We start from the raw sequence: 25911 nt of genomic DNA on the forward strand, positions 1-25911 counted from the left end.
AAGGCATGACCTTGCTCGCACATGACCGGTACTGCGACGAAATCGAGCTGCAGGTGCGGCAGTTGAGAGCCGTGGTGACCTCCGGCGCCGATCTCGCCGCCACCGTGCCCACCTGCCCGGAGTGGTCGCTGGAGGACCTGGTGCGCCACATGGGCGGTGCCCTGCGCTGGGTGGACACCCTGGTGCGCGCCCGGGCGCAGGAGAACATCCCGCTGGAGCGGGTGCCCTCCGGGTCCGGGCCCGAGGAGCGGGGCGACGCGGCCGCCCTGGACAAGTGGCTGGCGGAGACGGGCGAGTCGACCGTGGCCGCACTGCGTGAGGCGGGGGCCGGCACAGCGGTGTGGACGTGGGCGGGAAACCTCGACTCCGGCTTCTGGGCGCGGCGCATGGCCCACGAGATCACCGTGCACCGCGCCGACGCGGCTCTCGCGGCGGGCCTGCCCTACGACGTGGCGCCCGACATCGCCGCCGACGCGGTGGACGAGTGGCTCCAGCTCGTGGAGTGGGTGCAGCGGAACGCGGCCCATCCGGCGGCGGCCGAGCTGCGCGGCCCGGCCCGCAGCATCCACCTGCACGCCACGGACGCCGGACCGGAGCTGAACGCAGAGTGGATCGTCGAGCTGGGCGAGGAGGGGGTCCGCTGGCGCCGCGGCCACGAGAAGGCCACCGTCGCCCTGCGCGGCCCGCTCACCTCGGTGCTGCTCGCCTTCTACCGGCGGCTGCCGCTGGACGCCCCCGGTCTCGAAGTGCTGGGCGAGCGCGCGGTGCTGGAGTTCTGGCTCGAGCGGACCAGCTTCGGCTGAACACGACCGCGGCCCGCCCCCCGGGGATACGGGGACGGGCCGCGGTGTTGCACGAGCGGTGTGCGAAGTCGGGCGTCAGCCGCCGTTCTTCGCCCCACGGCGGCGCATGCCGAGGAAGACGGCGCCACCGCCGACGACGACCAGCGCGCCGGCGACACCGGCGATCATGCCGGTGTTGGAGTTGGCGCCGGTCTCGGCGAGGTTCGAGTCGCCGGCCGCCGGGGACGGCGCGTTGTTCGAGGTGCCGGCCGGGGCGGTGCTGCTCTCCGACGCCGACGGAGCCGGCGTGGCGGACTCCGCCGGAGCGGACGGGGACGGCTTCTCCGACGGGCTGGCCGGCGCGCTCGGGGAGGAGGACTCCTCCTTCTTGCAGGCCGTGGCCGGGGTGGTCAGACCGCCCTTGATGTCCTCGTCGACGTTGAACCGGTCCGTCTTGACGTGGATGCGGTACGTCGCGTTCGGCTTCCAGTCCTCCTGGAAGGTCACCGTGGTGCCCTCCTTGGAACCCTTGACCACCTGCGGCTGGCCGACCGGCGTCTCACCGGCGTCGGTCTTCACGAACACCGTGATGGTGGCCGGGGTGCCGGAGCCGTCCTTGTCGGTGACGACGATGACGCCCTTGTCGCCGTCGCACTTGGCTTCGGCGGAGAACTCACTGATGTTGCATGCGAGCGCCTGGCCGGCGACACCGAGCGCCAGCGCGGCGGTGGCGGAGGCGACACCCAGGATGCGCACGGAACGACGTGCGTTACGGCGAGTTATGGACACGTTTGTCCTTTACAGAGTGCATAACTGCGGGGGGTAACGGGGGAGTTGGACCGCAGGATGAGACGCGGTCCCAGCACCCCCAAGAGACACACAGGTCTATAAGCGTTCCATAAGAAGTGTCAATGCATATGCCCGGCAGGCCCGTTGACTTTGCCTGCTTATTACATGCGGAGACGTTTCAGCGCCGCGGGAGCCTGCTCGATCCGGTCAACGAGGCTGATTCGGGACTCCATTGCCCGGCCCTCGGCCAGCGACCGCAGCAGTGGCCACGCGGGCAGCCGCCGTGTCCAGTGCTCCTCGTCCACCAGCACCATCGGCGTGGGCCCGCCCCGGGACTCGTAGTAGTTCGGCGTCGCGTTGTCGAAGATCTCCTGCACGGTCCCGGCCGCGCCCGGCAGGAACACCACCCCGGCGGTGGAGCGGGCCAGCAGGCCGTCCTCGCGGATGGCGTTGGTGAAGTACTTGGCGATGTGCGCGGCGAAGGCGTTCGGCGGCTCGTGACCGTAGAACCAGGTGGGGATGCCCACCGACTCGCCGCCGCCGGGCCAGCGGGTCCGCACCTCGAAGGCGGCCCGCGCCCAGTCGGTGACCGACGGCCGGAAGGACGGCGCCTTGGCGAGGAGCACGAGCGCCTCCTCGAGCATGCCGTCGGCGAAGGGCGCGGCGTACGCGCCGAGGTTCGCCGCCTCCATCGCGCCGGGCCCGCCACCGGTGGCGACCGTGAAACCGGCGCGCGCCAGCTCGCGGCCCAGCCGCGCCGCGCCCGCGTACTCGGTGGTGCCGCGGGCCATCGCGTGCCCGCCCATGACGCCCACCACCCGTGCGCCGGCGAGGAGTTCGTCGAGCGCGTCGGAGACCGAGTCGTCGTGGACGGCGCGCAGCATCGAGGCGAAGACGTCGCCGTCCGCCTTGGTGTGCTGGAACCAGGCATAGGCCCGCGCGTCGGGCGTCGCCTCGTAGCCGTCGTCGAGCGACGCGAACAACTCGTCGGGCGTGTAGGCGAAACCGCGGTACGGATCGAAGGGGAGGCCCGGTATCGGCGGGAAGACCAGGGCGCCGGCCGAGCGGACGTGCGCGGCGGCCTCGGGCTCCATCGGGCAGCCGAGGAAGACGGCGCCCGCGGTGTCGGCGGTGAGCAGCTCGTCCGTACGGGCCGTCAGATCGACCGCCTGGACGCGGAATCGGGTCAGTGTGCCGTGCGCGGCGACCACCTCGTCGAACTCGGCGAGGGACTCGATCTCACGGTCGTGGGCGGCTCGGTTCGGCTGGGCGGGTGTCTGATCCACCCGCCCATGCTAGGCGTGCGCCCGCGCGTGCCCGGCCGACGGGTTCAGCCCTGGACGGCGGCCGGGTCCATCCACATGACCTCCCAGCTGTGGCCGTCGAGGTCGTCGAAGGCGCGGCCGTACATGAAGCCGTGGTCCTGGGTCTCGCCGCTCGCCGAGCCGCCGGCCGCGATCGCCTTCTCGACCAGCTCGTCCACCTTCTCGCGGCTCTCCGCGCTCAGGCAGATCAGCACCTCGCTGGTCGTGGTGGAGTCCGCGATCTCCTTCTTGGTGAAGTCGGCGTAGCGCTTCTTGCTCAGCAGCATCGCGACGATCGTGTCGCTGATCACCACGCAGGCGCAGTCGTCGGTGCTGAACTGCGGGTTGATCGAGTAGCCGAGTTCGGTGAAGAACTTCTTCGACGCCTCGACGTCGTCGGTGGCCAGGTTCACGAAGATCATCTGCTGGTACACGGGGTGCCTCCCTGGGCTGCGGTCGCTGTTGTCGTGGGTTGGACACCGGACGGCGGGAAAACTCATCGCCGGGCGGCGGGATTTTTTTCCGCCCGGCTCCGGGGCGGGCGCTCAGCGGGCCGCGGCGGGCGCCGCGAGGTGCGCGAGCGCCAGCGTGAGCGGGGCGAACAGCGCCAGCAGGGCGGCCGCGCGCAGCGCGGCGGCGGTGCGCAGCATCCCCGCCGGGGCGCCGAGCCGCAGCAGGGCGGCGGTCGTCTCGGCACGGCACTGACGGGCCTCGACGGCGGCCGTCAGCAGCGTCGACACGGTGCAGCCGGTGACCACGATCGCGGCGAGCGCGGTGAGCGGGCCGGGGGACGCGGCCGGGCCGTCGTACAGGACGGTCACCGCGTAGGCGGCCGAGGCGGCCGCGCAGGCCACGCCGAGCGGCCGGCCGATCCGGGGGGCCTCCGCCATGAGCACGCGGCCCGCCAGCAGCCGGAGCGCTCCGGGGTGGGTGGACTGCAGCAGGCGTCCGCAGAGGTGGGTGAGGCCGGGGGCGGCGAGCACCAGCCCGGCGGCCATGAGCACCCAGCCGGCCAGGACGGCCATGGTCCCGGCGGGCAGGTGGGTGAGGGCGGCGGTGGCCGGGGGCCGGCCGGAGTAGGCCTGCACGGCGAGCCCGGCGGCGACGGCCGCGACGCCCCAGGGCAGTCCCGCGGGGGCGGTGGCCGGGGACGGCCGGCGGCCGGAGGCACGGGCTTCACCGGCCGACGGGACGCCGGCCTCGTGCACGTCCGTGCCGTTGACCTCCGTGACCTCCGTCCCGTTCACCTCGGCGCCGTGCGGCTCGGGATCGGTGACCGCCGTCGTGGTGGTTCCGTCGGCCGGGGGCCGCGCCGCGCCCCGCTTCGACTCCGCTGGTGTGCGCAGCCGCGCCCCGAACCTTCCGTACGTCCCGAACGTCTCGCGCGGAGCCGGGTGGCCGTACGCGCCGAAGCGGCCGAGGGCGCGCGGGGCGCCGGCCGGGGGGCGCGGGTCACGGGGGCGCAGAGCGGCCGCGACGGTCACGGCGGCGAGCGCCGGGACCGGGGTCAGCAGGGTGAGCGCCGCCGCCAGCGGCAGGGGCTGGTCCGTGGCGAGGAACCGGGCCGCCGCGCCGTGGAGCGGCGCGCCCGCCAGGTCGCCGCGCAGTTGCAGGAAGACCAGCAGGGCCACCAGCGAGCCCAGCCCGCAGGACAGGACCGTGGTCACGACCGAGACCGCCATCAGCCGCGCCGGGCCGAGCCCCACGGCCGACAGCCCCGGACGCGGCCTGGTGCCGGGGTCCGTGCGGGCCACGGCGAGCGCGAGGTGCACGGTGGCCGCGAGCGGGACCAGGCACCAGGCCAGCCGGGGCACCGCCGCGCCCGGCGCCCCGGGGTGGGCCAGCGCGTAGCCGAGGGAGGACAGCAGCAGGAACGAGGTGCCCGCCGAGGCGGCGGCCACCAGCAGCCGGCGCAGCTGTACGGCGGGCCGGGCCGCGCGGGTCAGACGGAGAGCGAGCACGCGGCCCGGCCTTCCGTCTCCGCCGCCTCCGGCAGCGGCACGGTCCGCACCCGCCGCCCGTCCAGCAGCGAGACGGTGCGGTCGGCGAGCGCGGCGGTGTCCGCGTCGTGCGTGGCGAGGACGACCGTGATGCCGTGCGAGCGGGCCGCCGTGGTGAGGGTGCGGAGCACGTGCGCCCGGTCACCGCGGTGCAGCGGGGCGGTCGGCTCGTCCGCGAAGAGGACCGTGGGCCCCGGGGCGAGCGCGCGGGCGATGGCCACGCGCTGGCGTTCGGCCTGCTGCAGCTCCCGCGGGTACCTGCGCGCGTGCTCGCCGGCGTCCAGGCGCTCCAGCCACTCCAGCGCGGCCACCTTGGCGCGCCGGCGGCCGGTGCCGCGCAGCATCAGGGGCAGCGCGGTGTTCTCCCAGACGTTCAGCTCGGGTACCAGGACCGGCGCCGGTTCGACCCAGCCGAAGTGGTCGCGGCGCAGCCGCTCGCGGGCCGCCGGGCCCATGGTGTGCACGGGCGAGCTGTTGAACCAGACCTCGCCGTCACGCACCGGGAGGAGCCCGGACAGGCACCGCAGCAGGGTCGTCTTGCCGCTGCCGCGCGGGCCGGCGACGGCCAGGATCTCGCCCACCCGCACGCCGAGCGAGACCCCGGCGAGGCCGGGGGAGCCGTCCTGGTGCCTGAAGTGCAGGGTGCGTGCCCACAGCACGTCGTTGTCCGGCGGGGCCTCCATGGCGTACACCTCGGTTCTGAGCCGTTTTCCCGTGCCTGATCGCTCGTCCGGGTGAACGAAGGCAGGGCCGATCGGTCACTGGCACGCTAGGCAGCCCGCCGCGGGAGCCCGGACAGCACACGGCCCCGGGCCCCCGTTCTCACTCGAACGGGTGGCACCGGGGCCGGTGTTGATCATCCGGTCGGATGATCCGGGCTCGCGCCGGAGGCTCAGAGCTTCGTCCACGCCTCCGTGAGGGTGGCGCGCAGGATCTGCTCGATCTCGTCGAACGTCTCCTGGTTGGAGATCAGCGGCGGGGCGAGCTGGATGACCGGGTCGCCGCGGTCGTCGGCACGGCAGTACAGGCCGTTGTCGAACAGCGCCTTGGAGAGGAAGCCGTACAGGACGCGCTCGGTCTCCTCGTCGTTGAAGGACTCCTTGGTGTGCTTGTCCTTCACCAGCTCGATGCCGTAGAAGAAGCCGTTGCCGCGGACGTCGCCGACGATCGGCAGGTCGTGCAGCTTCTGCAGGGTCTTCAGGAAGGCGCCCTCGTTGTCCAGCACGTGCTGGTTGAGGCCCTCGCGCTCGAACAGGTCGAGGTTGGCCAGGCCCACGGCCGCGGAGACCGGGTGGCCGCCGAAGGTGTAGCCGTGCAGGAAGGTGTTGTCGCCCTTGTAGAACGGCTCGGCGAGGCGGTCGGAGACGATGCAGGCGCCGATCGGGGAGTAGCCCGAGGTCATGCCCTTGGCGCAGGTGATCATGTCCGGGACGTAGCCGAACTTGTCGCAGGCGAACGTCGTGCCCAGGCGGCCGAAGGCGCAGATGACCTCGTCGGAGACGAGCAGGACGTCGTACTGGTCGCAGATCTCGCGCACCCGCTGGAAGTAGCCGGGGGGCGGCGGGAAGCAGCCGCCGGCGTTCTGCACCGGCTCCAGGAAGACCGCGGCGACGGTGTCGGGGCCCTCGAAGAGGATCTGCTGCTCGATCTGGTCGGCGGCCCAGCGGCCGAAGGCCTCCGGGTCGTCGCCGAAGAGCGGGGCGCGGTAGATGTTGGTGTTCGGCACCTTGTGCGCGCCCGGCACCAGCGGCTCGAAGGGGGCCTTCAGGCCCGGCAGACCGGTGATGGACAGGGCGCCCTGCGGGGTGCCGTGGTAGGCGACCGCGCGGGAGATGACCTTGTACTTGGTGGGCTTGCCGACCAGCTTGAAGTACTGCTTGGCGAGCTTCCAGGCGGTCTCGACGGCCTCGCCGCCGCCGGTGGTGAAGAAGACCTTGTTCAGGTCGCCGGGGGCCTCGTGGGCCAGCCGCTCGGCCAGTTCGACGGCCTTGGGGTGGGCGTAGGACCACACCGGGAAGAAGGCCAGCTCCTGGGCCTGCTTGGCGGCGGTCTCGGCGAGCTCGGTGCGGCCGTGACCGGCCTGGACCACGAACAGGCCCGCGAGACCGTCGAGGTAGCGCTTGCCCTTGTCGTCGTAGATGTAGGTGCCCTCGCCCCGGACGATGGTCGGGACGGGGGAGTTCTCGTACGAGGACATGCGGGTGAAGTGCATCCACAGGTGGTCGTACGCGGTGCGGCTGAGGTCCTTCTCGGTCACGGTTATCGGGTTCCCCACATGTAGGTCTGCTTCTTGAGCTTCAGGTAGACGAAGCTCTCGGTGGAGCGCACGCCGGGCAGCGCCCGGATGCGTTTGTTGATGACGTCCAGCAGGTGGTCGTCGTCCTCGCAGACGATCTCGGCGAGGATGTCGAACGAGCCCGCGGCCATCACCACGTACTCGACCTCCGACATGCCGGTCAGCGCGTCCGCGATCGACTCGACATCGCCCTCGACGTTGATCCCGACCATCGCCTGCCTGCGGAAGCCCACGGTGAGCGGGTCCGTGACGGCGACGATCTGCATCACGCCCTGGTCCAGCAGCTTCTGCACCCGCTGGCGCACGGCCGCCTCGGACAGGCCGACGGCCTTGCCGATCGCGGCGTACGGCCGGCGGCCGTCCTCCTGGAGCTGCTGGATGATGGCGAGGGAGACGGCGTCCAGCTGGGGGCTGTTGCCGTTCCTGGACTCGCGGGGCGAGTCCCTCTGGTCTGCGCTTCGACTGGCCACGGCCTCACTGTGCACGACGTCTCGACAGTTTTGCAAGGCCGTCGCGATGAATTTCGTTGTTTACGAGTCCCAACCTTGCGGATTTCGCAGAACGCATGGCGGCGGGGGTGTTGAAAACGTGGGTGTGCCGATTAGGGTGGGGTGTCTCAGTCTTCGGACAGCCGGAGCGGCTGGCCGGGCTGAAGAGCACGAACCCTCGAACCAGATCAGGAGGCCGGCAGTGAGCACCGAGCTGCGTCGTCTGCGCAACTACATCGACGGTGAGTTCCGGGACGCCGCCGACGGACGGACCACCGAGGTGGTCAACCCCGCGACGGGCGAGGCGTACGCGACCGCGCCGCTGTCCGGTGAGGCGGACGTGGACGCCGCCATGGCGGCCGCCGCCGCGGCCTTCCCGGCCTGGCGCGACAGCACCCCCGCGGAGCGCCAGAAGGCCCTGCTGAAGATCGCCGACGCGTTCGAGGAGCGCGCCGAGGAGCTGATCGCGGCCGAGGTGGAGAACACGGGCAAGCCCACCGGGCTCACCCGCTCCGAGGAGATCCCGCCGATGGTCGACCAGATCCGCTTCTTCGCGGGCGCGGCCCGGCTGCTCGAGGGCCGCTCGGCCGGTGAGTACATGGACGGGATGACCTCGATCATCCGCCGCGAGCCGGTGGGCGTCTGCGCCCAGGTGGCGCCGTGGAACTACCCGATGATGATGGCCGTGTGGAAGTTCGCCCCGGCCATCGCCGCGGGCAACACGGTCGTGCTGAAGCCCTCGGACACCACCCCCGCCTCGACCGTGCTGATCGCCGAGATCCTCGGCTCGATCCTGCCCAAGGGCGTCTTCAACGTCGTCTGCGGCGACCGCGACACCGGCCGCCTGATGGTCGAGCACCCGACCCCGGCGATGGCCTCCATCACCGGCTCGGTCCGGGCCGGCATGTCGGTCGCCGAGTCCGCGTCGAAGGACGTCAAGCGCGTCCACCTCGAGCTGGGCGGCAAGGCCCCGGTCGTGGTCTTCGAGGACACCGACATCGCCAAGGCGGTCGAGGACATCTCCGTGGCGGGCTTCTTCAACGCCGGCCAGGACTGCACCGCCGCGACCCGCGTCCTGGTCCACGAGTCGATCCACGACGAGTTCGTCTCGGCGCTGGCCAAGGCCGCCGCCGAGACCAAGACCGGGCAGCCGGACGACGAGGACGTCCTCTTCGGCCCGCTGAACAACCCCAACCAGCTCAAGCAGGTCGCCGGCTTCATCGAGCGGCTGCCCGCGCACGCCAAGGTGGAGGCCGGCGGCGAGCGGGTCGGCGACAAGGGCTACTTCTTCGCCCCGACCGTGGTCTCCGGCCTGAAGCAGGACGACGAGATCGTCCAGAACGAGGTCTTCGGCCCGGTCATCACCGTGCAGTCCTTCGCGGACGAGGACCAGGCCGTCGAGTGGGCCAACGGCGTCGAGTACGCCCTCGCCTCCTCGGTGTGGACCAAGGACCACGGCCGCGCGATGCGCATGTCCAAGAAGCTCGACTTCGGCTGCGTGTGGATCAACACCCACATCCCGCTGGTCGCCGAGATGCCCCACGGCGGCTTCAAGAAGTCCGGCTACGGCAAGGACCTGTCGGCGTACGGCTTCGAGGACTACACGCGCATCAAGCACGTGATGACGTCGCTCGACGCCTAGCCTCCCGGCGCCTGAGCCGCGGCCCCGGACGGGACACCTCCCCGCCCGGGGCCGCGCGCTTGTGTGCGGCGCCTTCGAGGCCGGTGGACAGGGTGTCGGGTACGGCCCGGTCCGCTCGACGCACCGTCAATTGCCGTGCCGGGCACGGCGCCCGCATCCTTCCGTGGTGACCCGGACTCCGCCGCCCGCCCCGTCCCGCCGTTCCGTGCTGCGCTCGCTCACCGGCGCCGCCGCGCTCGGCACCCTCGCCGGCTGCGGGGTGCCCGCCGCCTACGTCGAGCCCGGCGACCGGTCCGTGCCCGACGAGTCCGCCGCCGACCGCAGGCTCGCCTGGGCGAACTGGCCGCTGTACATCGACACCGACGACGACGACGCGAGCCGCCGGCCCACGCTGGACGCCTTCGAGAAGCACACCGGGATCTCCGTCGGCTACACGGAGGAGATCAACGACAACGACGAGTTCTTCGGCAAGATCAGCCCCGCGCTGATGAACCACCAGCGCACCGGGCGCGACCTGATCGTCATCAGCGACTGGATGTGCGCGCGGTTCGTCCGGCTCGGGTGGGTGCAGCGGATGGACCGGTCCCGCCAGCCCAACGTGGCCGAGCACCTGGACCCGCTGCTGCGCTCGCCCGCCTTCGACCCCGGCCGGAGGTCCACGGTGCCGTGGCAGTCCGGCATCACCGGCATCGCCTACGACCGCCGCCGGCTGGGCCGCGAGATCAGGGGAGTGGCGGACCTCTGGGCGAGCGACCTGAAGGGCAGGGTGACCCTGCTCTCCGGACTGGACGAGGCGTTCGCGCTGCTGATGCAGGGCGACGGGGTGGACATCACCCGGTGGACCGCGGACGACTTCCACCGGGTCTGCGACCGGGTGGAACGGGAGGTCCACCGGGGCCAGATCCGCCGCTTCACCGGGAACGACTACACCAAGGACCTGGTCAGCGGCGACGTCCTCGCCTGCCAGGCCTACTCCGGCGACGTCATCCAGCTCCAGGCGGACAACCCCGACATCCGCTTCGTCGTCCCCGAGGAGGGCGCCGAACTGTGGTCGGACTCCCTGATGATCCCCGACCGGGCCCGCCACAAGTCCAACGCCGAGCGCCTGATCGACTACTACTACGAACCCGAGGTCGCCGCGAGGCTCGCCGCCTGGGTCAACTACGTCTGCCCCGTCCCGGCGGCCAGGGAGGTCCTGGCCGCATCCAGGGACAAGGACACCGCCGCGCTGGCCGGCAACCCCCTGATCTTCCCCGACTCCACCCTGCGCGGGCGGCTGGCCGTCGCCCGCGACATCACCTCCGCGGAACGCCCGGAACTGGCGAAGCGGTGGAACACGATCGTGGGGCTCTAGCGGGACCCCAGCGGCGCCGGCCGGAAGGCCCAGTCCATCCTCGGTTCCAGCGCGAACCGGAAGACGCGGCGGACGGGCGGGGCGCACAGCGCGGTCACCAGGGCGGCGGCCAGCACGGAGACGGTGATCTCACCGACGGGGGTGTGCGGCCAGAGGTGGCCGGACCAGTGCCAGTGGTTCGCGGCCTGGACGAAGAAGCCGTGCAGCAGGTAGCCGTAGAGCGTGCCCGCGCCCAGCGAGGTGAACCACAGACGGCGTCCCGGTACCCAGGCGAAGAAGCACGCGGTCAGTGTCACGGAGCAGCCGAACAGCGCCGCGGTCATCACGGGCCCGTACCAGGCGGGCACCGCGAAGGCCGCGGCGGCGGAGCGGTGGAAGAGCCACGCGTCGTCCATCCTGGGCACCGCCCAGTAGGCGAAGGCGAGCGCGCCCGCGAACACCGGTACGGCGAGGACGCGCACCCGGCGGCGGCGCACCAGCCGGAAGTGCTCCCGCCTCAGGCACAGGCCCAGCACGAAGTACGGCAGGAACTGCAGCGTGCGCTGCAGGTCGAGGTCCTTGCCGATGGACGGGGACAGGGTCGCCAGCGCCGCCACACCGAGCGCGAGCGGCAGCGGATGGGGCACGAGCCTGAAGACCGGCGAGAGAAGCCGCCAGATCAGCAGGGCGGCCAGGAACCAGGTCAGGTACAGCGGGTCCAGCAGGCTGACCGGCCGGTCCGGCACGCCGTCGGTCCACCGGGTGAAGTAGGTGTACGCCGTCTCGAAGACGACGTAGGGGACCACGACGCCGGTGACGAGACGCCTGATGTTCTTCGGAGTGGCCTCGAAGGTGCGGGAGAAGTAGCCGGAGATGACGATGAACGCCGGCATGTGGAAGGCGTAGACGAACATGTAGAGCGCGCTGACCGCACGGCTTCCGGAGCGCAGCGGCTCCCACGCGTGTCCCATCGCGACCAGGACGATCGCCAGGTACTTCGCGTTGTCGAAGAACGCGTCCCGCCGCGCGGGCGGTTGGCGATCGGCGTGCGGCGCGGGCACGGGCACGCTCGCGGCGGCGTCGCCGGCCGGTCTCGCGTCGCCGGCCGCCGTCCTGGCCTCGAAGTGCGGCATTCCGTGCGTCTGACCGCTCCCGGGCGCGCCAAACGCGTGCCCGGGAGCGGACGGGAGGGGTCAGTTCCTCCCGCCGTCGCCGACGTACGCCGCCAGGTGCTCGCCCGTCAGGGTGGAGCGGGCCGTGATCAGATCGGCGGGGGTGCCCTCGAAGACGATCCGGCCGCCGTCGTGGCCGGCGCCGGGGCCGAGGTCGATGATCCAGTCGGCGTGCGCCATGACCGCCTGGTGGTGCTCGACCACGATGACCGACTTGCCGGCGTCGACGAGCCGGTCGAGCAGGCCCAGCAGTTGCTCGACGTCGGCGAGGTGCAGGCCGGAGGTGGGTTCGTCGAGCACGTAGACGCCGCCCTTGTCCCCCATGTGGGTGGCCAGCTTCAGCCGCTGCCGCTCGCCGCCGGACAGGGTGGTCAGCGGCTGGCCGAGGGTGAGGTAGCCGAGCCCGACGTCCGAGAGCCGGGTGAGGACGCGGTGCGCGGCCGGGGTGCGCGCCTCGCCGTCGCCGAAGAACTCCTCGGCCTCGGAGACGGACATCGCGAGCACCTCGCTGATGTCGCGGCCGCCGAGGCGGTACTCCAGCACCGACGCCTCGAACCGCTTGCCCTCGCACTCCTCGCAGGTGGTGGCGACGCCGGCCATCATCGCCAGGTCGGTGTAGACGACGCCGGCGCCGTTGCAAGTGGGGCAGGCACCTTCGGAGTTGGCGCTGAACAGGGCCGGCTTGACGCCGTTGGCCTGGGCGAACGCCTTGCGGATCGGGTCGAGCAGCCCGGTGTAGGTCGCCGGGTTGCTGCGCCGCGAGCCGCGGATCGGGGTCTGGTCGACCGACACCACGCCGGCGCCGGCCGGGATCGAGCCGTGCACGAGGGAGCTCTTGCCGGACCCCGCGACACCGGTGACGACGGTGAGCACCCCGAGCGGGATGTCGACGTCGACGTCGCGCAGGTTGTTCGCCGACGCCCCGCGGATCTGCAGCGTGCCGGTCGGCTCGCGCACCGTCTTCTTGACCGCCGCCCGGTCGTCGAGGTGACGGCCGGTCAGCGTGCCGCTGGCGCGCAGGCCGTCGAGGGTGCCCTCGAAGCAGACGGCGCCACCGGCCGTTCCGGCGCCGGGGCCGAGGTCGACGACATGGTCGGCGATGGCGATCAGCTCCGGCTTGTGCTCCACGACGAGCACCGTGTTGCCCTTGTCCCGCAGCCGCAGCAGGAGTTCGTTCATCCGCTGGATGTCGTGCGGGTGCAGACCCGCGGTGGGCTCGTCGAAGACGTACGTGACGTCGGTGAGCGAGGAGCCCAGGTGGCGGATCATCTTCACGCGCTGCGCCTCGCCGCCCGAGAGCGTGCCCGCCGGCCGGTCGAGGGCGAGGTAGCCGAGGCCGATCTCCACGAACGAGTCCAGGGTCTGCCGCAGCTTCGCCAGCAGCGGCGCCACCGACGGCTCGTCCAGGCCGCGCACCCACGCGGCCAGGTCGCTGATCTGCATCGCGCACGCGTCGGCGATGCCGACCCCGCCGATCTTCGACGACCGGGCTCCCTCGTTGAGCCGGGTGCCGTCGCAGTCGGGGCAGGTGGTGAAGGTGACCGCGCGGTCCACGAACTCCCGGATGTGCGGCTGCATCGCCTCCCGGTCCTTGGCGAGCATCGACTTCTGGATCCGCGGGATCAGACCCTCGTAGGTCATGTTGATGCCCGCGATCTTCATGCGGACCGGCTCGTGGTGCAGGAAGTCCCGCAGCTCCCTCTTGGTGTACTTGCTGATCGGCTTGTCCGGGTCGTAGAAGCCCGACTCGCTGTAGAGCCGGTAGTTCCAGCCGCCCGCCTTGTAGCCGGGGATGGTGAGCGCCCCCTCGCTCAGCGACTTGGAGTCGTCGTAGAGCTGGGTGAGGTCGATGTCGGAGACCTTGCCACGGCCTTCGCAGCGCGGGCACATGCCGCCGGTGATGCTGAAGCTGCGGCGCTCCTTCACGGTCTGCCCGGCGCGCTGCACGGTGACCGCGCCCGCTCCGCTGATCGAGGCGACGTTGAAGGAGAACGCCTTGGGGGAGCCGATGTGCGGCCGCCCGAGCCGGCTGAAGAGGATGCGCAGCATCGCGTTGGCGTCGGTGGCGGTGCCGACCGTGGAACGCGGGTCGCCGCCCATCCGCTGCTGGTCGACGGTGATCGCCGTCGTCAGCCCGTCGAGCACGTCGACGTCGGGCCGGGCGAGAGTCGGCATGAAGCCCTGAACGAAGGCGCTGTACGTCTCGTTGATCAGCCGCTGCGACTCGGCCGCGATGGTGTCGAACACCAGTGAGCTCTTGCCGGAGCCGGAGACACCGGTGAACACCGTCAGCCGGCGCTTGGGGAGCTCGATGCTGACGTCCTTGAGGTTGTTCTCGCGCGCGCCGTGCACCCGGATCAGGTCGTGGCAGTCGGCGACGTGCGGCGCAGGCGGCTGGGTGGCGTCCGTCCTCGTGGCCATGTCCTTGGTGTCTCCATCCGTCGGGGGCGTCGCCCGGCTCGGTCCCTCGGCTCGGTCCTGGCAGCACGCTAGCCGCGCGTCCCGGCCCGGCGCTTCTCGATTCCTGACGGGTCCGCCGATTTCTCGTCCTGACGTAGTTTTGAACATGTTCAAATCATGGGTACGCTGCTGCCATGAGCGACAGAGCCGCCCTGCTCCGGGGCATCCGCGTCTGGTTGGTCCTCTTCGTCGTGTGCCTCGTGCTCAGCGGGGCCACCGCGTTTCCGCTGGTGCACGAGCTGCGCTGGACGGAGAGCGGACTGCGGGCGCTGAACGCGCCCGAACTGCTGCCGGGACTCATGGAGTGGATCTCGCGGGTGCGCGAGGGGCTCGACGCCGCCGACGCCGAATATCCGTTCGTCCTCTACGGCACGGACTGGCTGGCCTTCGCGCACCTCGTCATCGCGGTCGCCTTCTACGGGCCCTACCGCGACCCGGTGCGCAACGTCTGGGTCGTCGAGTTCGGGATGATCGCGTGCGCCGGGATCATCCCGCTCGCCCTCGTGTGCGGGCCGGTCCGACAGATTCCCTTCTGGTGGACGCTGATCGACATGTCCTTCGGGGTGTTCGGCGTCGTCCCGCTGTACGTCGTCCGCCGGAAGATCAAGCGGCTCGAGGCGCTCACGGTGCCGGCCGCCGCGGCGCCGGCGCCCGCGGGCTGACCGGCGCGCTGACCGGCGCCGCGGCCGGCCGGATCAGCCGGCCACGCGCAGCGCGTGCAGGGCGTCGACGCGGTTCGTGGTGATCGAGTCGACGCCCAGGCCGAGCAGCCGGCGCAGGGAGCGGCGGGTGTCCGGGGTCCACACGGACAGCAGATACCCGTCCCGGTGGACGCGGGCCGCCAGGTCCCGGTCGACCAGGGAGAAGCGGTAGTTGAGCCAGCGGGGGCGCACCGCGTCCAGCAGCGCGGGGCGCGGCGGGGCGAGCGTCGTCCAGGTCAGGGCGATCTCGGCGGCCGGATCGGCGGCCCGGACGGCGAGCATGGCCTCGGCGCCCGCGCAGTAGTACACCCGGTCCCCGGCGCCGCTCTGCCGGACCACGTCCATGACCGCCCGCACGGTCCGGCGGTCGACCCGGCCGCACAGGTCCACCATCACCCGGCTGCCGTCCGTCGCGGCCAGCGCCTGCTCCAGCGTCGGCACCCCGCCCGCCGTGAGCCCGCTCAGCTCGGCCGCCGACAGCGAGCGCAGCGGCCGGCGGTGCCCCCACAGCCGCTCCAGCGTCTCGTCGTGCAGCAGCACGGGGACGCCGTCGCGGGTGAGCCGTACGTCGATCTCGACCGCGTCCGCGCCCAGGCCGGACGCGCAGCGCAGCGAGTCGAGGGTGTTCTCGCGGAAACGGTAGGGGGCGCCGCGGTGGGCCACGGCGGTCACGGTCTGCATGGCCCCCATTGTGCGGGGCGCCCCCGCCGGGCAGCCCTCCGGGCGGTGCGCCGGGCGGCGCACCGGTCGGGCCCCAAACCGGTGTCCGACCGGGGCCTCAGGGGGCGAGCCGGCCCCGGCCCGGGTTTCAGGGGGCGAGCCAGGCCTCGGTGTAGGCGTCGATCTCCGCCGCGATGCGCGTCTTGCCCGCCGCGTCCAGGAAGGACGCCTCGACGGCGTTCTTCGCCAGGCCGGCCAGTCCCCGCTCGTCCAGTTCGAGCAGGCGCGCGGCCACCGCGTACTCGTTGTTGAGGTCGGTGCCGAACATCGGCGGGTCGTCGGAGTTGATCGTGACGAGCACCCCGGCCCGGGCGAACTCCTTGATCGGGTGCTCGTCCAGGGCGGCGACCGCGCGGGTGGCGATGTTGGAGGTCGGGCAGACCTCCAGCGGGATGCGGTGCTCGGCGAGGTGGGCGAGCAGCCGGGGGTCCCGGGCGGAGCTGGTGCCGTGCCCGATGCGCTCGGCACGCAGCTCGGTCAGCGCGTCCCACACCGTCTCCGGGCCGGTCGTCTCGCCGGCGTGCGGGACGGAGTGCAGGCCGGCGGCGATGGCGCGGTCGAAGTACGGCTTGAACTGCGGGCGCGGTACGCCGATCTCGGGGCCGCCGAGTCCGAACGACACCAGGCCCTCCGGGCGGATCCGGTCGTCGGTGGCCAGCCGGGCGGTCTCCTCGGCGGACTCCAGACCGGCCTCGCCGGGGATGTCGAAGCACCAGCGGAGCACGGTGCCGAACTCGGCCTCGGCCGCCTTGCGGGCGTCCTCTATCGCCGACATGAACGCCGTCTCCTCGATGCCGCGCCGGATCGAGGAGAACGGGGTGATGGTCAGCTCGGCGTACCGCACCTGCTGCCGGGCCAGGTCGCGGGCCACCTCGTAGGTCAGCAGCCGGACGTCCTCCGGGGTGCGGATGAGGTCCACCACGGACAGGTAGACCTCGATGAAGTGCGCGAAGTCGGTGAACGTGAAGTAGTCGGCCAGGGCCTCGGGGTCGGTGGGGACCTTGGAGTCCGGGTGGCGGGCGGCCAGTTCGGAGACGATGCGCGGGGAGGCGGAGCCGACGTGGTGGACGTGCAGTTCGGCCTTGGGCAGTCCGGCGATGAAGGCGTGCAGATCGCGGTCGGGCGTGCCGGCGGCGGGTACCGAGCGGGATGCGGCGCTGCGGTCGGTCAAGGGTTCCTCCCCGGGAACGGCGCCCGCGGACCGAGATCCGTGGTCCGGGCGCGGGTGATCGGCTGATCGGTGATCCGGGGGTCATCGTAGGCCGGGCCGGCGGCGGCGCCCGTGGCGCCCGGGGGAACGGCGACCCGGCGCGGGGCCGCGGAACCGACGCTTTACCATGGCCTGACCATCGATGGAGGGGCGGGGACGTGGCGGACCAGGGACAGCAGGGCGCGGGCGGGGGCGGGGGCTTCGACCCGTGGGCGCCGCCGGAGAGCAAGCCTTCGCTGGAGAAGGGCCCGCGGCCGGGCGCGCCCGGGCAGCAGCCCCCCGCGCAGCAGCCCCCGGTGCAGGACCAGCCGCCCGGTCAGGCCCCGCAGCCCCCGGCCGCCGGTCCGCAGCAGCCGCCGGCGCCGCAGCCGTCCGTGCACGACCAGGCCACCATGATCTCGGCGCCGGGCCCCGGCTTCGGCGCGCCGAACTACGGTCCCCCGGCCCCGCCGCCCCCGGCCCAGGGCTTCCAGGGCTGGTCCGAGTCCGCCATGCCGCCCCCGCCGGCCGCGCCCGGCGGCCCGGGCCCCGCCGCCCCCGGCGGGTACGGCTACCCCGCGTACCCGCAGCAGGGCTACGGCTGGCCGGGCATGCCGATGGGCCCGCAGAACGGCATGGGCACCGCGGCGATGGTGCTCGGCATCCTGTCCATATGCCTGTTCTGCCTCTACGGCGTGGTGTCGCTCGTGCTCGGCGTGATCGCGGTGGTGCTCGGGGTCAAGGGCAAGAAGCGGGCCGAGCGGGGCGAGGCCACCAACCACGGCCAGGCCCAGGCCGGCTTCATCACCGGCATCATCGGGATCATCGTCGGCCTCGCCACCATCGCGTTCTTCGTGTTCGTCATCGCGGTGGCCGTCAACGAGGACAAGAAGCACGACAGCGAGTACGACGACCCGTACTACAACTCCGCGCCCCGGGTCTCGGCACCCGTGCTGACGCAGGGCTGATCCCGGTCCCGGGGGCGGCCCGGTCCAGGGCCGCCCCCGGGGCTCAGCGCGCGGACGCGGCGAGCCGCTCGCGCGCCTCCATCAGCGCGAACCCCAGCAGGTTCGGCCCCCGCCAGCGCTCGGGGTCCGAGGCCGCCTCGTCGCCGGCCGCCAGCCCGATGCCCCACACCCGGTCCACGGGGCTCGCCTCCACCAGGACCCGGTCGCCGGTGCCGAGCAGGAACGCGCGGAGGTCCGCATGCGCGGCGAACTTGTGCGCACTGCCCTCGACCACGATCCGGAAGCGCTCCCGCTCCCAGGTCGCCCCGTCGAAACCGCGGACCAGCCGCCCCGCCTTCTTGGCCTCCGCGGGGTGCTCCGCCGCGAGCACCCGGCGCTCCGCCTCCGCGTCCCCGAACAGCCGGGCCTTCTGCGCCATCATCCAGTGCTCGGCCGTCGCGTAGTGAACCTCCTCCACCACGAACGGTGACGGCCACCACTGGCTCAGACAGCTCGCGCCGATCCGGCCGTCCGGCAGCGGCCGGTGCCCCCAGAAGTGCAGGTACTTGATCCGGGCCCCGGCCCGTACCTCTCTGATCAGGGCCTCCACCCCGTCGATCCTCCCCATGCACGCGAGTGTGGCACGCACCACTGACACTCCGTCCGTCCTTTTCCGTGCCGACTCGACACCTGGTCGACAGATTCCGTCGCGTAACCAAAAGGCAACAACGGAATCACTTGTTGGAGTGCACTCCCTCTGTCAGGATCGGCACTCAAATCGAGCTGGAGCTACGCCACCCACCCCTCGGGGAACGGGACGAACGGCGGAGGAGAGCGACATGCACAACCCGGGCAGCACCGCCAACCCGGAGCGATTTCCCGCCCAGGACCGCCTCGCGGACGGCGCGCAGTTCATCGCCGGCCGGCTGACGAAGGGCACCTCGGGACGCACCCACACCGTGGTCGACCCGGCCACCGGCGAGGAGGTGTACACCTACGACCTGGCCGGCGCCGACGACGTCGACGCGGCCGTCGCCGCGGCGCGCGCGGCCTTCCCCGGCTGGGCCGGCGCCACCCCCGGCGAGCGCTCCGACGCCCTGCACCGGTTCGCCGCCGTGCTCGCCGAGCGCGCCGAGGAGTTCGCCCGCGCCGAGTCCCTGCAGTGCGGCAAGCCGCTGAAACTCACCCGCGAGTTCGACGTGCCGGGGACCATCGACAACACCGCCTTCTTCGCCGGCGCCGCCCGCCATCTGCAGGGACAGGCGGCCGGCGAGTACTCCGGCGACCACACCTCGTACGTCCGGCGCGAGCCGATCGGCGTCGTCGGATCGATCGCGCCCTGGAACTACCCGCTGCAGATGGCCGCCTGGAAGATCCTCCCGGCCGTCGCCGCGGGCAACACCATCGTGCTGAAGCCCGCCGAGCTGACGCCGCTCACCTCGCTGCTGTTCGCGCAGGCCGCCACGGACGCGGGCATCCCGGACGGCGTGATCAACATCGTCACCGGCACCGGCCGGGAGGCCGGCGAGCGCCTCGTCGGCCACCCGGACGTGGCCATGACCTCCTTCACCGGGTCCACCGCCGTGGGCAAGCGGGTCGCCGAGCTCGCCACCGCCACGGTCAAGCGCCTCCACCTGGAGCTGGGCGGCAAGGCGCCGTTCGTCGTCTTCGACGACGCGGACCTGGAGGCGGCCGCCAACGGCGCCGTCGCCGGCGCCCTCATCAACACCGGCCAGGACTGCACGGCCGCCACGCGCGCGTACGTGCAGCGACCGCTGTACGAGGCCTTCGTGGAGCGGACGGCCGCGCTGATGGAGACCGTGCGGCTCGGCGACCCGTTCGCGCCCGGCACCGACCTCGGCCCGCTCGTCTCGCACGCCCAGCGCGACCGGGTCGCCGGCTTCGTGGACCGGGCGCGCGGCTACGCGCGCGTGGTGACCGGCGGCGAGGCCCCCGGCGGAGACCTGGGCAAGGGCGCCTACTACCGGCCCACCCTGGTCACCGGCGCGGCCCAGGACAGCGAGATCGTCCAGTCCGAGATCTTCGGCCCGGTGCTGGTCGTCCTGCCGTTCGACAGTGACGACGAGGGCATCCGGCTGGCCAACGACACCCCGTACGGCCTGGCCGCCTCCGCCTGGACCGGCGGCGTGTACCGGGCCGGGCGCGCCACCCGCGAGATCAAGGCCGGCTGCGTGTGGATCAACGACCACATCCCGATCATCAGCGAGATGCCGCACGGCGGCTACAAGGCCTCCGGCTTCGGCAAGGACATGTCGGCGTACTCGTTCGAGGAGTACACCCAGGTCAAGCACGTAATGTTCGACAACACCGCGGTGGCAAGGAAGGACTGGCACCGCACCGTGTTCGGGGACCGCTAGCGACAACCGGCCGCAGACCAGGCCGACCCCATCCGAAAGGGCACCACGCGCATGGAGCAGTACGAGCCCGACCGCCTCACCCCGGCCCAAGTGGCCGCCATGCGGCGCAGTCTGCGCAACGGCAGGGCCGCGATGACCCGCCGGTCGCTGCTGCGCGCCTCCGCGGGCGGCGCGCTCGCGGTCGGCGGTCTCGCGGCGCTGAGCGGCTGCGGCATCCCCGCGGCGGGCAAGACCGCGGGCGGCACGTCAGCCGAGGACCACTCGGCGCAGGAGAAGACCGTGAACTTCTCCAACTGGACCGAGTACATCGACGTCGACGACAGCGGCAAGCACCACCCCACGCTCGACACGTTCCGCAGGCGGACCGGCGTCACGGTCAAGTACACCGAGGACATCAACGACAACAACGAGTTCTTCGGCAAGATCAAGCCGCAGCTCGCCGCCGGCCAGGCCACCGGCCGCGACCTCGTCGTCCTCACCGACTGGCTGGCCGCCCGGCTGATCCGCCTCGGCTGGGTCCAGAAGCTGGACCCGTCCAACCTGCCGCACGCCTACACCAACCTGTCGCCGCAGTTCCGCGATCCCGACTGGGACCCCGGCCGCGCCTACTCGTACCCCTGGCAGGGCATTCCCACGGTCATCGCCTACAACAAGAAGGCGCTCGACGGCATCGAGGTGAAGTCGGTCTCCGACCTGCTCGACAACCCGAGGCTCAAGGGGCGCGTCTCCTTCCTGTCCGAGATGCGCGACAGCATCGGCATGACCCTGCTCGACATGGGCAAGGACCCGGCGAAGTTCACCGGCGACGACTTCGACGCGGTGACAGCCCGGCTGCAGAAGGCCGTCGACAAGGGCCAGATCCGGCGCTTCACCGGCAACGACTACACCTCGGACCTGACCAAGGGCGACATCGCCGCCTGCGTCGCCTGGGCCGGGGACGTGGTCCAGCTCAAGCACGACAGCCCGGACGTCGACTTCGTCATCCCGGACAGCGGCTACATGACGTCGACCGACAACATGCTGGTGCCCAACAAGGCGCGCCACAAGACGAACGCCGAGCGGCTGATCGACTTCTTCTATGAGCCGGAGCAGGCCGCCGCGCTCGCCGCGTACATCAACTACGCGACTCCCGTCGACGGCGTGAAGCCCTACCTTGCGAAGATCGACAAGGACGCGGCGAACAACCCGCTGATCGTCCCGGACAAGGCCATGCAGGCCAAGTCGCACTCCTTCCGCTCGCTGAGCCAGAAGGAAGAGACGGCCTACGAAGAGAAGTTCGCGAAGCTCACAGGGGCGTGACGACCATGACGACAGACACCAGCGGCGACGTCCGCCTCTCCGGTATCAGCAAGACCTACGACAACGGCTTCACCGCTGTGCAGCCGCTCGACCTGACCGTGCCGCAGGGTTCCTTCTTCGCCCTGCTCGGCGCCTCCGGCTGCGGCAAGACGACCACCCTGCGCATGATCGCCGGCCTGGAGGACCCCTCCTCCGGCACCGTGCACCTCGGCGACCAGGACGTCACCCGGCTGCCGCCGTACAAGCGCCCGGTGAACACGGTCTTCCAGTCCTACGCCCTCTTCCCGCACCTCGACATCTTCGAGAACGTCGCCTTCGGCCTGCGCCGGCGCGGCGTCAAGAGCGTCAAGAAGCAGGTCGAGGAGATGCTGGAGCTGGTCCAGCTCGGCGAGCAGGCGCGCAAGAAACCGCACCAGCTCTCCGGCGGCCAGCAGCAGCGGGTCGCGGTGGCCCGTGCCCTGATCAACCACCCGAAGGTGCTCCTCCTCGACGAGCCCCTCGGCGCCCTCGACCTCAAGCTCCGCCGCCAGATGCAGCTCGAGCTCAAGCGCATCCAGACCGAGGTCGGCATCACCTTCGTGCACGTCACCCACGACCAGGAGGAGGCCATGACGATGGCCGACACGGTCGCGGTGATGAACGCCGGCCGGGTGGAGCAACTGGGCTCGCCCAGCGACCTGTACGAGAACCCGCGCACGACCTTCGTGGCGAACTTCCTCGGCACCTCCAACCTCATCGAGGCCGAGGTCGACACCAGCAGCGGCGACGACATCGTGCTCAAGGCCGGCGGCGGCAAGCTGGTGCTGCCCCGGGCCCGGTGTTCCGCGCCGGCGACGGCCGGAGGCAAGGTGCTGGTCGGCGTCCGCCCCGAGAAGATCGCACTCGCGCACGCCGACGACGCCGGCACCATCCCCGAGGGCCGCAACCGCCTCACCGGCAGGATCGCCGACGCCAGTTTCATCGGCGTCTCCACGCAGTACGTCATCGACAGCCCCGTCTGCGACGAACTCGCGGTCTACGTCCAGAACATCGAGCGCGACGGCCGCCTGGTCCCGGGCGCCGAGGTCGTCCTGCACTGGAACCCGGCGCACACCTTCGGCCTGGACGCGGCCCAGGACATCGACGCGGGTGTCGAGACCGTCGAGGAAGAGGCCGCCTGACCATGTCGACGCTGCAAGAGGCGCCACCGCCCCTCGCCACCGCCGAACCGGCGCCGAAGCCCCCGCGCGGGCGCGGCCGGTTCACCCCGTACTGGCTGCTGCTGCCCGGCCTGCTGTGGCTGGTCGTGTTCTTCGCGCTGCCGATGATCTACCAGGCCTCCACGTCCGTGCAGACGGGCTCCCTGGAGGACGGCTACAAGGTCACCTGGCACTTCGCGACCTACTGGGACGCCCTGGCCGAGTACTGGCCGCAGTTCCTGCGCTCCGTCCTGTACGCGGTCGCCGCGACCGTCCTGTGCCTGCTGCTCGGCTACCCGCTGGCCTACCTCATCGCCTTCCGGGCGGGCCGCTGGCGCAACCTGATCATGGTGCTGGTGATCGCGCCGTTCTTCACCAGCTTCCTGATCCGCACCCTGGCCTGGAAGACGATCCTCGCCGACGGCGGTCCGGTCGTGCACGCGCTGAACTCGCTGCACATCCTGGACCTGACCGACTGGATCGGCTGGACGGCGGGCGACCGCGTCCTCGCCACCCCGCTGGCGGTGGTCTGCGGTCTCACGTACAACTTCCTGCCGTTCATGATCCTGCCGCTGTACACCTCGCTGGAGCGGATCGACGGCCGGCTGCACGAGGCGGCCGGCGACCTGTACGCCAAGCCCTGGACCACCTTCCGCAAGGTGACCTTCCCGCTGTCGATGCCGGGCGTGGTCTCCGGCACGCTGCTCACCTTCATCCCCGCCACCGGCGACTACGTCAACGCCGAACTCCTCGGCTCCACCGACACCCGCATGATCGGAAACGTCATCCAGACCCAGTTCCTGCGGATCCTGGACTACCCGACCGCGGCTGCGCTCTCCTTCATCCTCATGGCCGCGATCCTGCTCATGGTCACGGTCTACATCCGCCGGTCCGGGACGGAGGATCTGGTCTAAATGCCCTTCGTCACCTGGCTCAAGCGCCGTCTCGTGGTCATCGCCGGACTGTGCACCCTCGCCTATCTGCTGCTGCCGAACATCGTCGTCACCGTGTTCTCCTTCAACCGGCCGAAGGGGCGCTTCAACTACGAGTGGCAGCAGTTCTCCACGGCGGCCTGGAAGGACCCGTGCGGGGTCGCCGACATGTGCGGCTCGCTGTCCCTCAGCCTCCAGATCGCCTTCTGGGCGACGGTCGGGGCCACCCTCCTCGGCACCATGATCGCCTTCGCGCTGGTCCGCTACCGCTTCCGCGCACGGTCCGCCGTGAACTCGCTGATCTTCCTGCCGATGGCCATGCCCGAGGTCGTCATGGCGGCCTCGCTGCTCACCCTGTTCCTCAACATGGGCGCCCAGCTCGGCTTCTGGACGATCCTGATCGCGCACATCATGTTCTGCCTCAGCTTCGTCGTCGTCGCGGTCAAGGCGCGCGTGATGTCGATGGACCCGCGTCTGGAGGAGGCCGCCCGGGACCTGTACGCCGGCCCGGTGCAGACGTTCCTGCGGGTGACCCTGCCGATCGCGGCGCCGGGCATCGCGGCGGGCGCGCTGCTGTCGTTCGCGCTCTCCTTCGACGACTTCATCATCACCAACTTCAACGCCGGCTCGACCGTCACCTTCCCCATGTTCGTGTGGGGCTCGGCGCAGCGCGGAACGCCGGTGCAGATCAACGTCATCGGCACGGCCATGTTCCTGGTCGCCGTGCTGTTCGTGCTGGTCTCGATGCTCATCACCAACCGCCGTAGCAGCCAGAAGGCGTAACAGCCCTGTAGGGAGTTGAAATCATGGCCCCGAGCGCCATGAGTCGTGGCAAAGACAACTGGATCTCCGCCCTCTCCGAAGCCCAGCCGGTGCCGTACTGGCTGGAAGACCCGGGCAAGCCCCGCCCGGAGCCCGCGCTCACCGGCGCCGAGACCTGCGACCTGCTGGTCGTCGGCGGCGGGTACAGCGGACTGTGGGCCGCGCTCGTCGCCAAGGAGCGCGATCCGCAGCGGGACGTGGTGCTGCTGGAAGGCCGCGAGGTGGGCTGGGCCGCCTCCGGCCGCAACGGCGGCTTCTGCGCTGCCTCGCTCACCCACGGCCTGCCCAACGGCCTGACCCGCTGGCCGGACGAGATCCACCGGCTGGAGGAGCTGGGCCGGCGCAACCTCGACGGCATCGAGGCCGCCGTCGCCCGGTACGGCATCGACTGCGACTTCGAGCGCACCGGTGAGATCGACGTGGCCACCGAGACCTACCAGGCCTGGGAACTGCGCGACTGGCACCGGGAACTGGAGGAGAAGGGCCTCGCCGACGGCATCGAGTTCCTGGACGCCGACGCGGTGCGCGAGCAGGTGAACTCGCCCACCTTCGAGGCGGGCCTGTGGGACCGCCGGGGCGTGGCCATGCTGCACCCGGCCAAGCTGGCCTGGGGCCTCAAGCGGGCCTGCCTGGAACTCGGGGTGCGCGTCTACGAGCACACCCCCGCCCTCACCCTGAAGCAGTACGGCGCCGGGATGGCCGTACGCACCCCGTACGGCACGGTCCGCGCCCGCGGGGTCGCGCTCGGCACGAACATCTTCCCGAGCCTGCTGCGGCGCGTGCGCTCGTACACCGTCCCGGTCTACGACTACGCGCTGATGACCGAGCCGCTGAGCGCCGGTCAACTGGAGTCCATCGGCTGGAAGAACCGCCAGGGCCTCGGCGACTCGGCTAACCAGTTCCACTACTTCCGGCTGTCCGCCGACAACCGGATCCTGTGGGGCGGCTACGACGCCGTCCACCACTACGGCGGCCGGGTGCGCGCCGAGTACGACGACCGCCCGGAGACCTACGCCAAGCTCGCCGGGCACTTCTTCACCTGCTTCCCGCAGCTCGAGGGCGTCCGCTTCACCCACGCCTGGGGCGGCGCGATCGACACCTGCTCGCGCTTCTCCGCGTTCTTCGGCACCGCCCACCAGGGCAAGGTGGCCTACGCGGCGGGCTACACCGGCCTCGGCGTCGGCGCCACCCGCTTCGGCGCCGAGGTGATGCTGGACCTGCTGGACGGGGAGCGCACCGAGCGGACCGAGCTGGAGATGGTGCGCCGCAAGCCGCTGCCGTTCCCGCCGGAGCCCTTCGCGTGGACCGGCATCGCCCTGACCAAGTGGTCGCTGGCCCGCGCGGACGCGCACGGCGGCCGGCGCAACCTGTGGCTGCGCACGATGGACCGGCTCGGGCTCGGCTTCGACAGCTGACCCCGGCGCGGGGTGAGGCGGCTCACTCGAAAGAGAAGCGGCAACCCGCGTAATGCACCCAGGA

Annotated in this window: 22 protein-coding genes and 1 pseudogene; 11 read left to right on the top strand and 12 right to left on the bottom strand. The window is 71.6% G+C overall.

What is annotated here, in order from left to right; translation table 11 throughout:
- The first annotated feature begins 5 nt into the window (after positions 1-5).
- Positions 6-803, top strand: coding sequence for a maleylpyruvate isomerase family mycothiol-dependent enzyme (locus ACZ7JA_RS30150; RefSeq protein ID WP_470811502.1), 798 nt, complete (start codon positions 6-8; stop codon positions 801-803).
- A gap of 75 nt (positions 804-878) precedes the next feature.
- Here the strand turns inward: ACZ7JA_RS30150 and ACZ7JA_RS30155 are convergent, their stop codons facing one another.
- The 7 genes from ACZ7JA_RS30155 to ACZ7JA_RS30185 form a co-directional block, all read right to left on the bottom strand.
- Entirely contained in the window at positions 879-1571 is a 693-nt protein-coding gene (locus tag ACZ7JA_RS30155; RefSeq protein ID WP_389304881.1) for an LAETG motif-containing sortase-dependent surface protein, read from the bottom strand.
- A 161-nt stretch (positions 1572-1732) separates the two neighbouring features.
- The gene (locus tag ACZ7JA_RS30160; RefSeq protein WP_351664273.1) at positions 1733-2857 is read right to left on the bottom strand and encodes an LOG family protein; all 1125 of its coding nucleotides are present in this window, start codon (positions 2855-2857) and stop codon (positions 1733-1735) included.
- Positions 2858-2901: 44 nt separating this feature from the next.
- Complete coding sequence (locus tag ACZ7JA_RS30165; RefSeq protein WP_351664272.1) at positions 2902-3309, bottom strand: VOC family protein; 408 nt, start codon at positions 3307-3309, stop codon at positions 2902-2904.
- A 111-nt stretch (positions 3310-3420) separates the two neighbouring features.
- Positions 3421-4836 (bottom strand): hypothetical protein, encoded by a 1416-nt coding sequence (locus tag ACZ7JA_RS30170; protein WP_470811505.1) that lies wholly within the window; start codon positions 4834-4836, stop codon positions 3421-3423.
- The gene (locus ACZ7JA_RS30175) at positions 4818-5558 is read right to left on the bottom strand and encodes an ABC transporter ATP-binding protein (protein WP_351664268.1); all 741 of its coding nucleotides are present in this window, start codon (positions 5556-5558) and stop codon (positions 4818-4820) included. The genes ACZ7JA_RS30170 and ACZ7JA_RS30175 overlap by 19 nt, the downstream gene beginning before the upstream one ends.
- Before the next feature lie 209 nt (positions 5559-5767).
- Complete coding sequence (locus tag ACZ7JA_RS30180; RefSeq protein ID WP_351664266.1) at positions 5768-7150, bottom strand: aspartate aminotransferase family protein; 1383 nt, start codon at positions 7148-7150, stop codon at positions 5768-5770.
- On the bottom strand, positions 7135-7656 hold the full coding sequence (locus ACZ7JA_RS30185; RefSeq protein WP_351664264.1) for an Lrp/AsnC family transcriptional regulator: 522 nt from the start codon (positions 7654-7656) through the stop codon (positions 7135-7137). The genes ACZ7JA_RS30180 and ACZ7JA_RS30185 overlap by 16 nt, the downstream gene beginning before the upstream one ends.
- 205 nt (positions 7657-7861) lie before the next feature.
- Here ACZ7JA_RS30185 and ACZ7JA_RS30190 point away from each other — a divergent pair, with 205 nt between their 5' ends.
- Together ACZ7JA_RS30190 and ACZ7JA_RS30195 are read left to right on the top strand one after the other, a co-directional pair.
- Positions 7862-9301: a gamma-aminobutyraldehyde dehydrogenase gene (locus tag ACZ7JA_RS30190; protein WP_389450969.1), complete on the top strand. Its 1440-nt coding sequence runs from the start codon at positions 7862-7864 to the stop codon at positions 9299-9301.
- Between the two features lie 166 nt (positions 9302-9467).
- Complete coding sequence (locus ACZ7JA_RS30195) at positions 9468-10655, top strand: ABC transporter substrate-binding protein (protein ID WP_351664260.1); 1188 nt, start codon at positions 9468-9470, stop codon at positions 10653-10655.
- On the opposite strand, the gene ACZ7JA_RS30200 is transcribed toward ACZ7JA_RS30195, so the two are convergent.
- Together ACZ7JA_RS30200 and ACZ7JA_RS30205 are read right to left on the bottom strand one after the other, a co-directional pair.
- The gene (locus ACZ7JA_RS30200; RefSeq protein ID WP_470811509.1) at positions 10652-11767 is read right to left on the bottom strand and encodes an acyltransferase family protein; all 1116 of its coding nucleotides are present in this window, start codon (positions 11765-11767) and stop codon (positions 10652-10654) included. The two genes, ACZ7JA_RS30195 and ACZ7JA_RS30200, sit on opposite strands and share 4 nt — an antisense overlap.
- A 60-nt stretch (positions 11768-11827) precedes the next feature.
- The gene (locus ACZ7JA_RS30205) at positions 11828-14227 is read right to left on the bottom strand and encodes an ATP-binding cassette domain-containing protein (protein WP_389450975.1); all 2400 of its coding nucleotides are present in this window, start codon (positions 14225-14227) and stop codon (positions 11828-11830) included.
- Between the two features lie 173 nt (positions 14228-14400).
- Between ACZ7JA_RS30205 and ACZ7JA_RS30210 the strand changes: the two genes are divergently transcribed.
- Positions 14401-14928: a hypothetical protein gene (locus tag ACZ7JA_RS30210; protein WP_351664254.1), complete on the top strand. Its 528-nt coding sequence runs from the start codon at positions 14401-14403 to the stop codon at positions 14926-14928.
- Positions 14929-14961: 33 nt separating this feature from the next.
- Here the strand turns inward: ACZ7JA_RS30210 and ACZ7JA_RS30215 are convergent, their stop codons facing one another.
- Together ACZ7JA_RS30215 and ACZ7JA_RS30220 are read right to left on the bottom strand one after the other, a co-directional pair.
- Positions 14962-15648, bottom strand: coding sequence for a glycerophosphodiester phosphodiesterase (locus ACZ7JA_RS30215; protein ID WP_351664252.1), 687 nt, complete (start codon positions 15646-15648; stop codon positions 14962-14964).
- 127 nt (positions 15649-15775) lie between these two features.
- A pseudogene (locus ACZ7JA_RS30220) lies at positions 15776-16932 on the bottom strand (adenosine deaminase).
- Between the two features lie 123 nt (positions 16933-17055).
- Between ACZ7JA_RS30220 and ACZ7JA_RS30225 the strand changes: the two are divergent.
- The gene (locus ACZ7JA_RS30225; protein WP_470811512.1) at positions 17056-17844 is read left to right on the top strand and encodes a DUF4190 domain-containing protein; all 789 of its coding nucleotides are present in this window, start codon (positions 17056-17058) and stop codon (positions 17842-17844) included.
- Positions 17845-17887: 43 nt separating this feature from the next.
- On the opposite strand, the gene ACZ7JA_RS30230 is transcribed toward ACZ7JA_RS30225, so the two are convergent.
- On the bottom strand, positions 17888-18451 hold the full coding sequence (locus tag ACZ7JA_RS30230; protein WP_389304866.1) for an NADAR family protein: 564 nt from the start codon (positions 18449-18451) through the stop codon (positions 17888-17890).
- 211 nt (positions 18452-18662) lie between these two features.
- Here ACZ7JA_RS30230 and ACZ7JA_RS30235 point away from each other — a divergent pair, with 211 nt between their 5' ends.
- From ACZ7JA_RS30235 to ACZ7JA_RS30260, 6 genes are read left to right on the top strand one after another with little or no spacing between them, the layout of a single operon-like run.
- Positions 18663-20201 (top strand): gamma-aminobutyraldehyde dehydrogenase, encoded by a 1539-nt coding sequence (locus tag ACZ7JA_RS30235; protein WP_351664246.1) that lies wholly within the window; start codon positions 18663-18665, stop codon positions 20199-20201.
- A gap of 51 nt (positions 20202-20252) precedes the next feature.
- Positions 20253-21500: an ABC transporter substrate-binding protein gene (locus tag ACZ7JA_RS30240; protein ID WP_470811514.1), complete on the top strand. Its 1248-nt coding sequence runs from the start codon at positions 20253-20255 to the stop codon at positions 21498-21500.
- The gene (locus ACZ7JA_RS30245) at positions 21497-22660 is read left to right on the top strand and encodes an ABC transporter ATP-binding protein (RefSeq protein ID WP_351664243.1); all 1164 of its coding nucleotides are present in this window, start codon (positions 21497-21499) and stop codon (positions 22658-22660) included. Before ACZ7JA_RS30240 ends, ACZ7JA_RS30245 begins: the two co-directional genes overlap by 4 nt.
- A gap of 2 nt (positions 22661-22662) precedes the next feature.
- Positions 22663-23592: an ABC transporter permease gene (locus ACZ7JA_RS30250; RefSeq protein WP_351664242.1), complete on the top strand. Its 930-nt coding sequence runs from the start codon at positions 22663-22665 to the stop codon at positions 23590-23592.
- The gene (locus ACZ7JA_RS30255) at positions 23593-24393 is read left to right on the top strand and encodes an ABC transporter permease (protein ID WP_351664241.1); all 801 of its coding nucleotides are present in this window, start codon (positions 23593-23595) and stop codon (positions 24391-24393) included.
- Positions 24394-24416: 23 nt separating this feature from the next.
- On the top strand, positions 24417-25847 hold the full coding sequence (locus ACZ7JA_RS30260; RefSeq protein ID WP_351664240.1) for an NAD(P)/FAD-dependent oxidoreductase: 1431 nt from the start codon (positions 24417-24419) through the stop codon (positions 25845-25847).
- The last annotated feature ends 64 nt before the right edge of the window (positions 25848-25911 follow it).

The sequence above is a fragment of the Streptomyces sp. NPDC038135 genome (assembly GCF_055601245.1).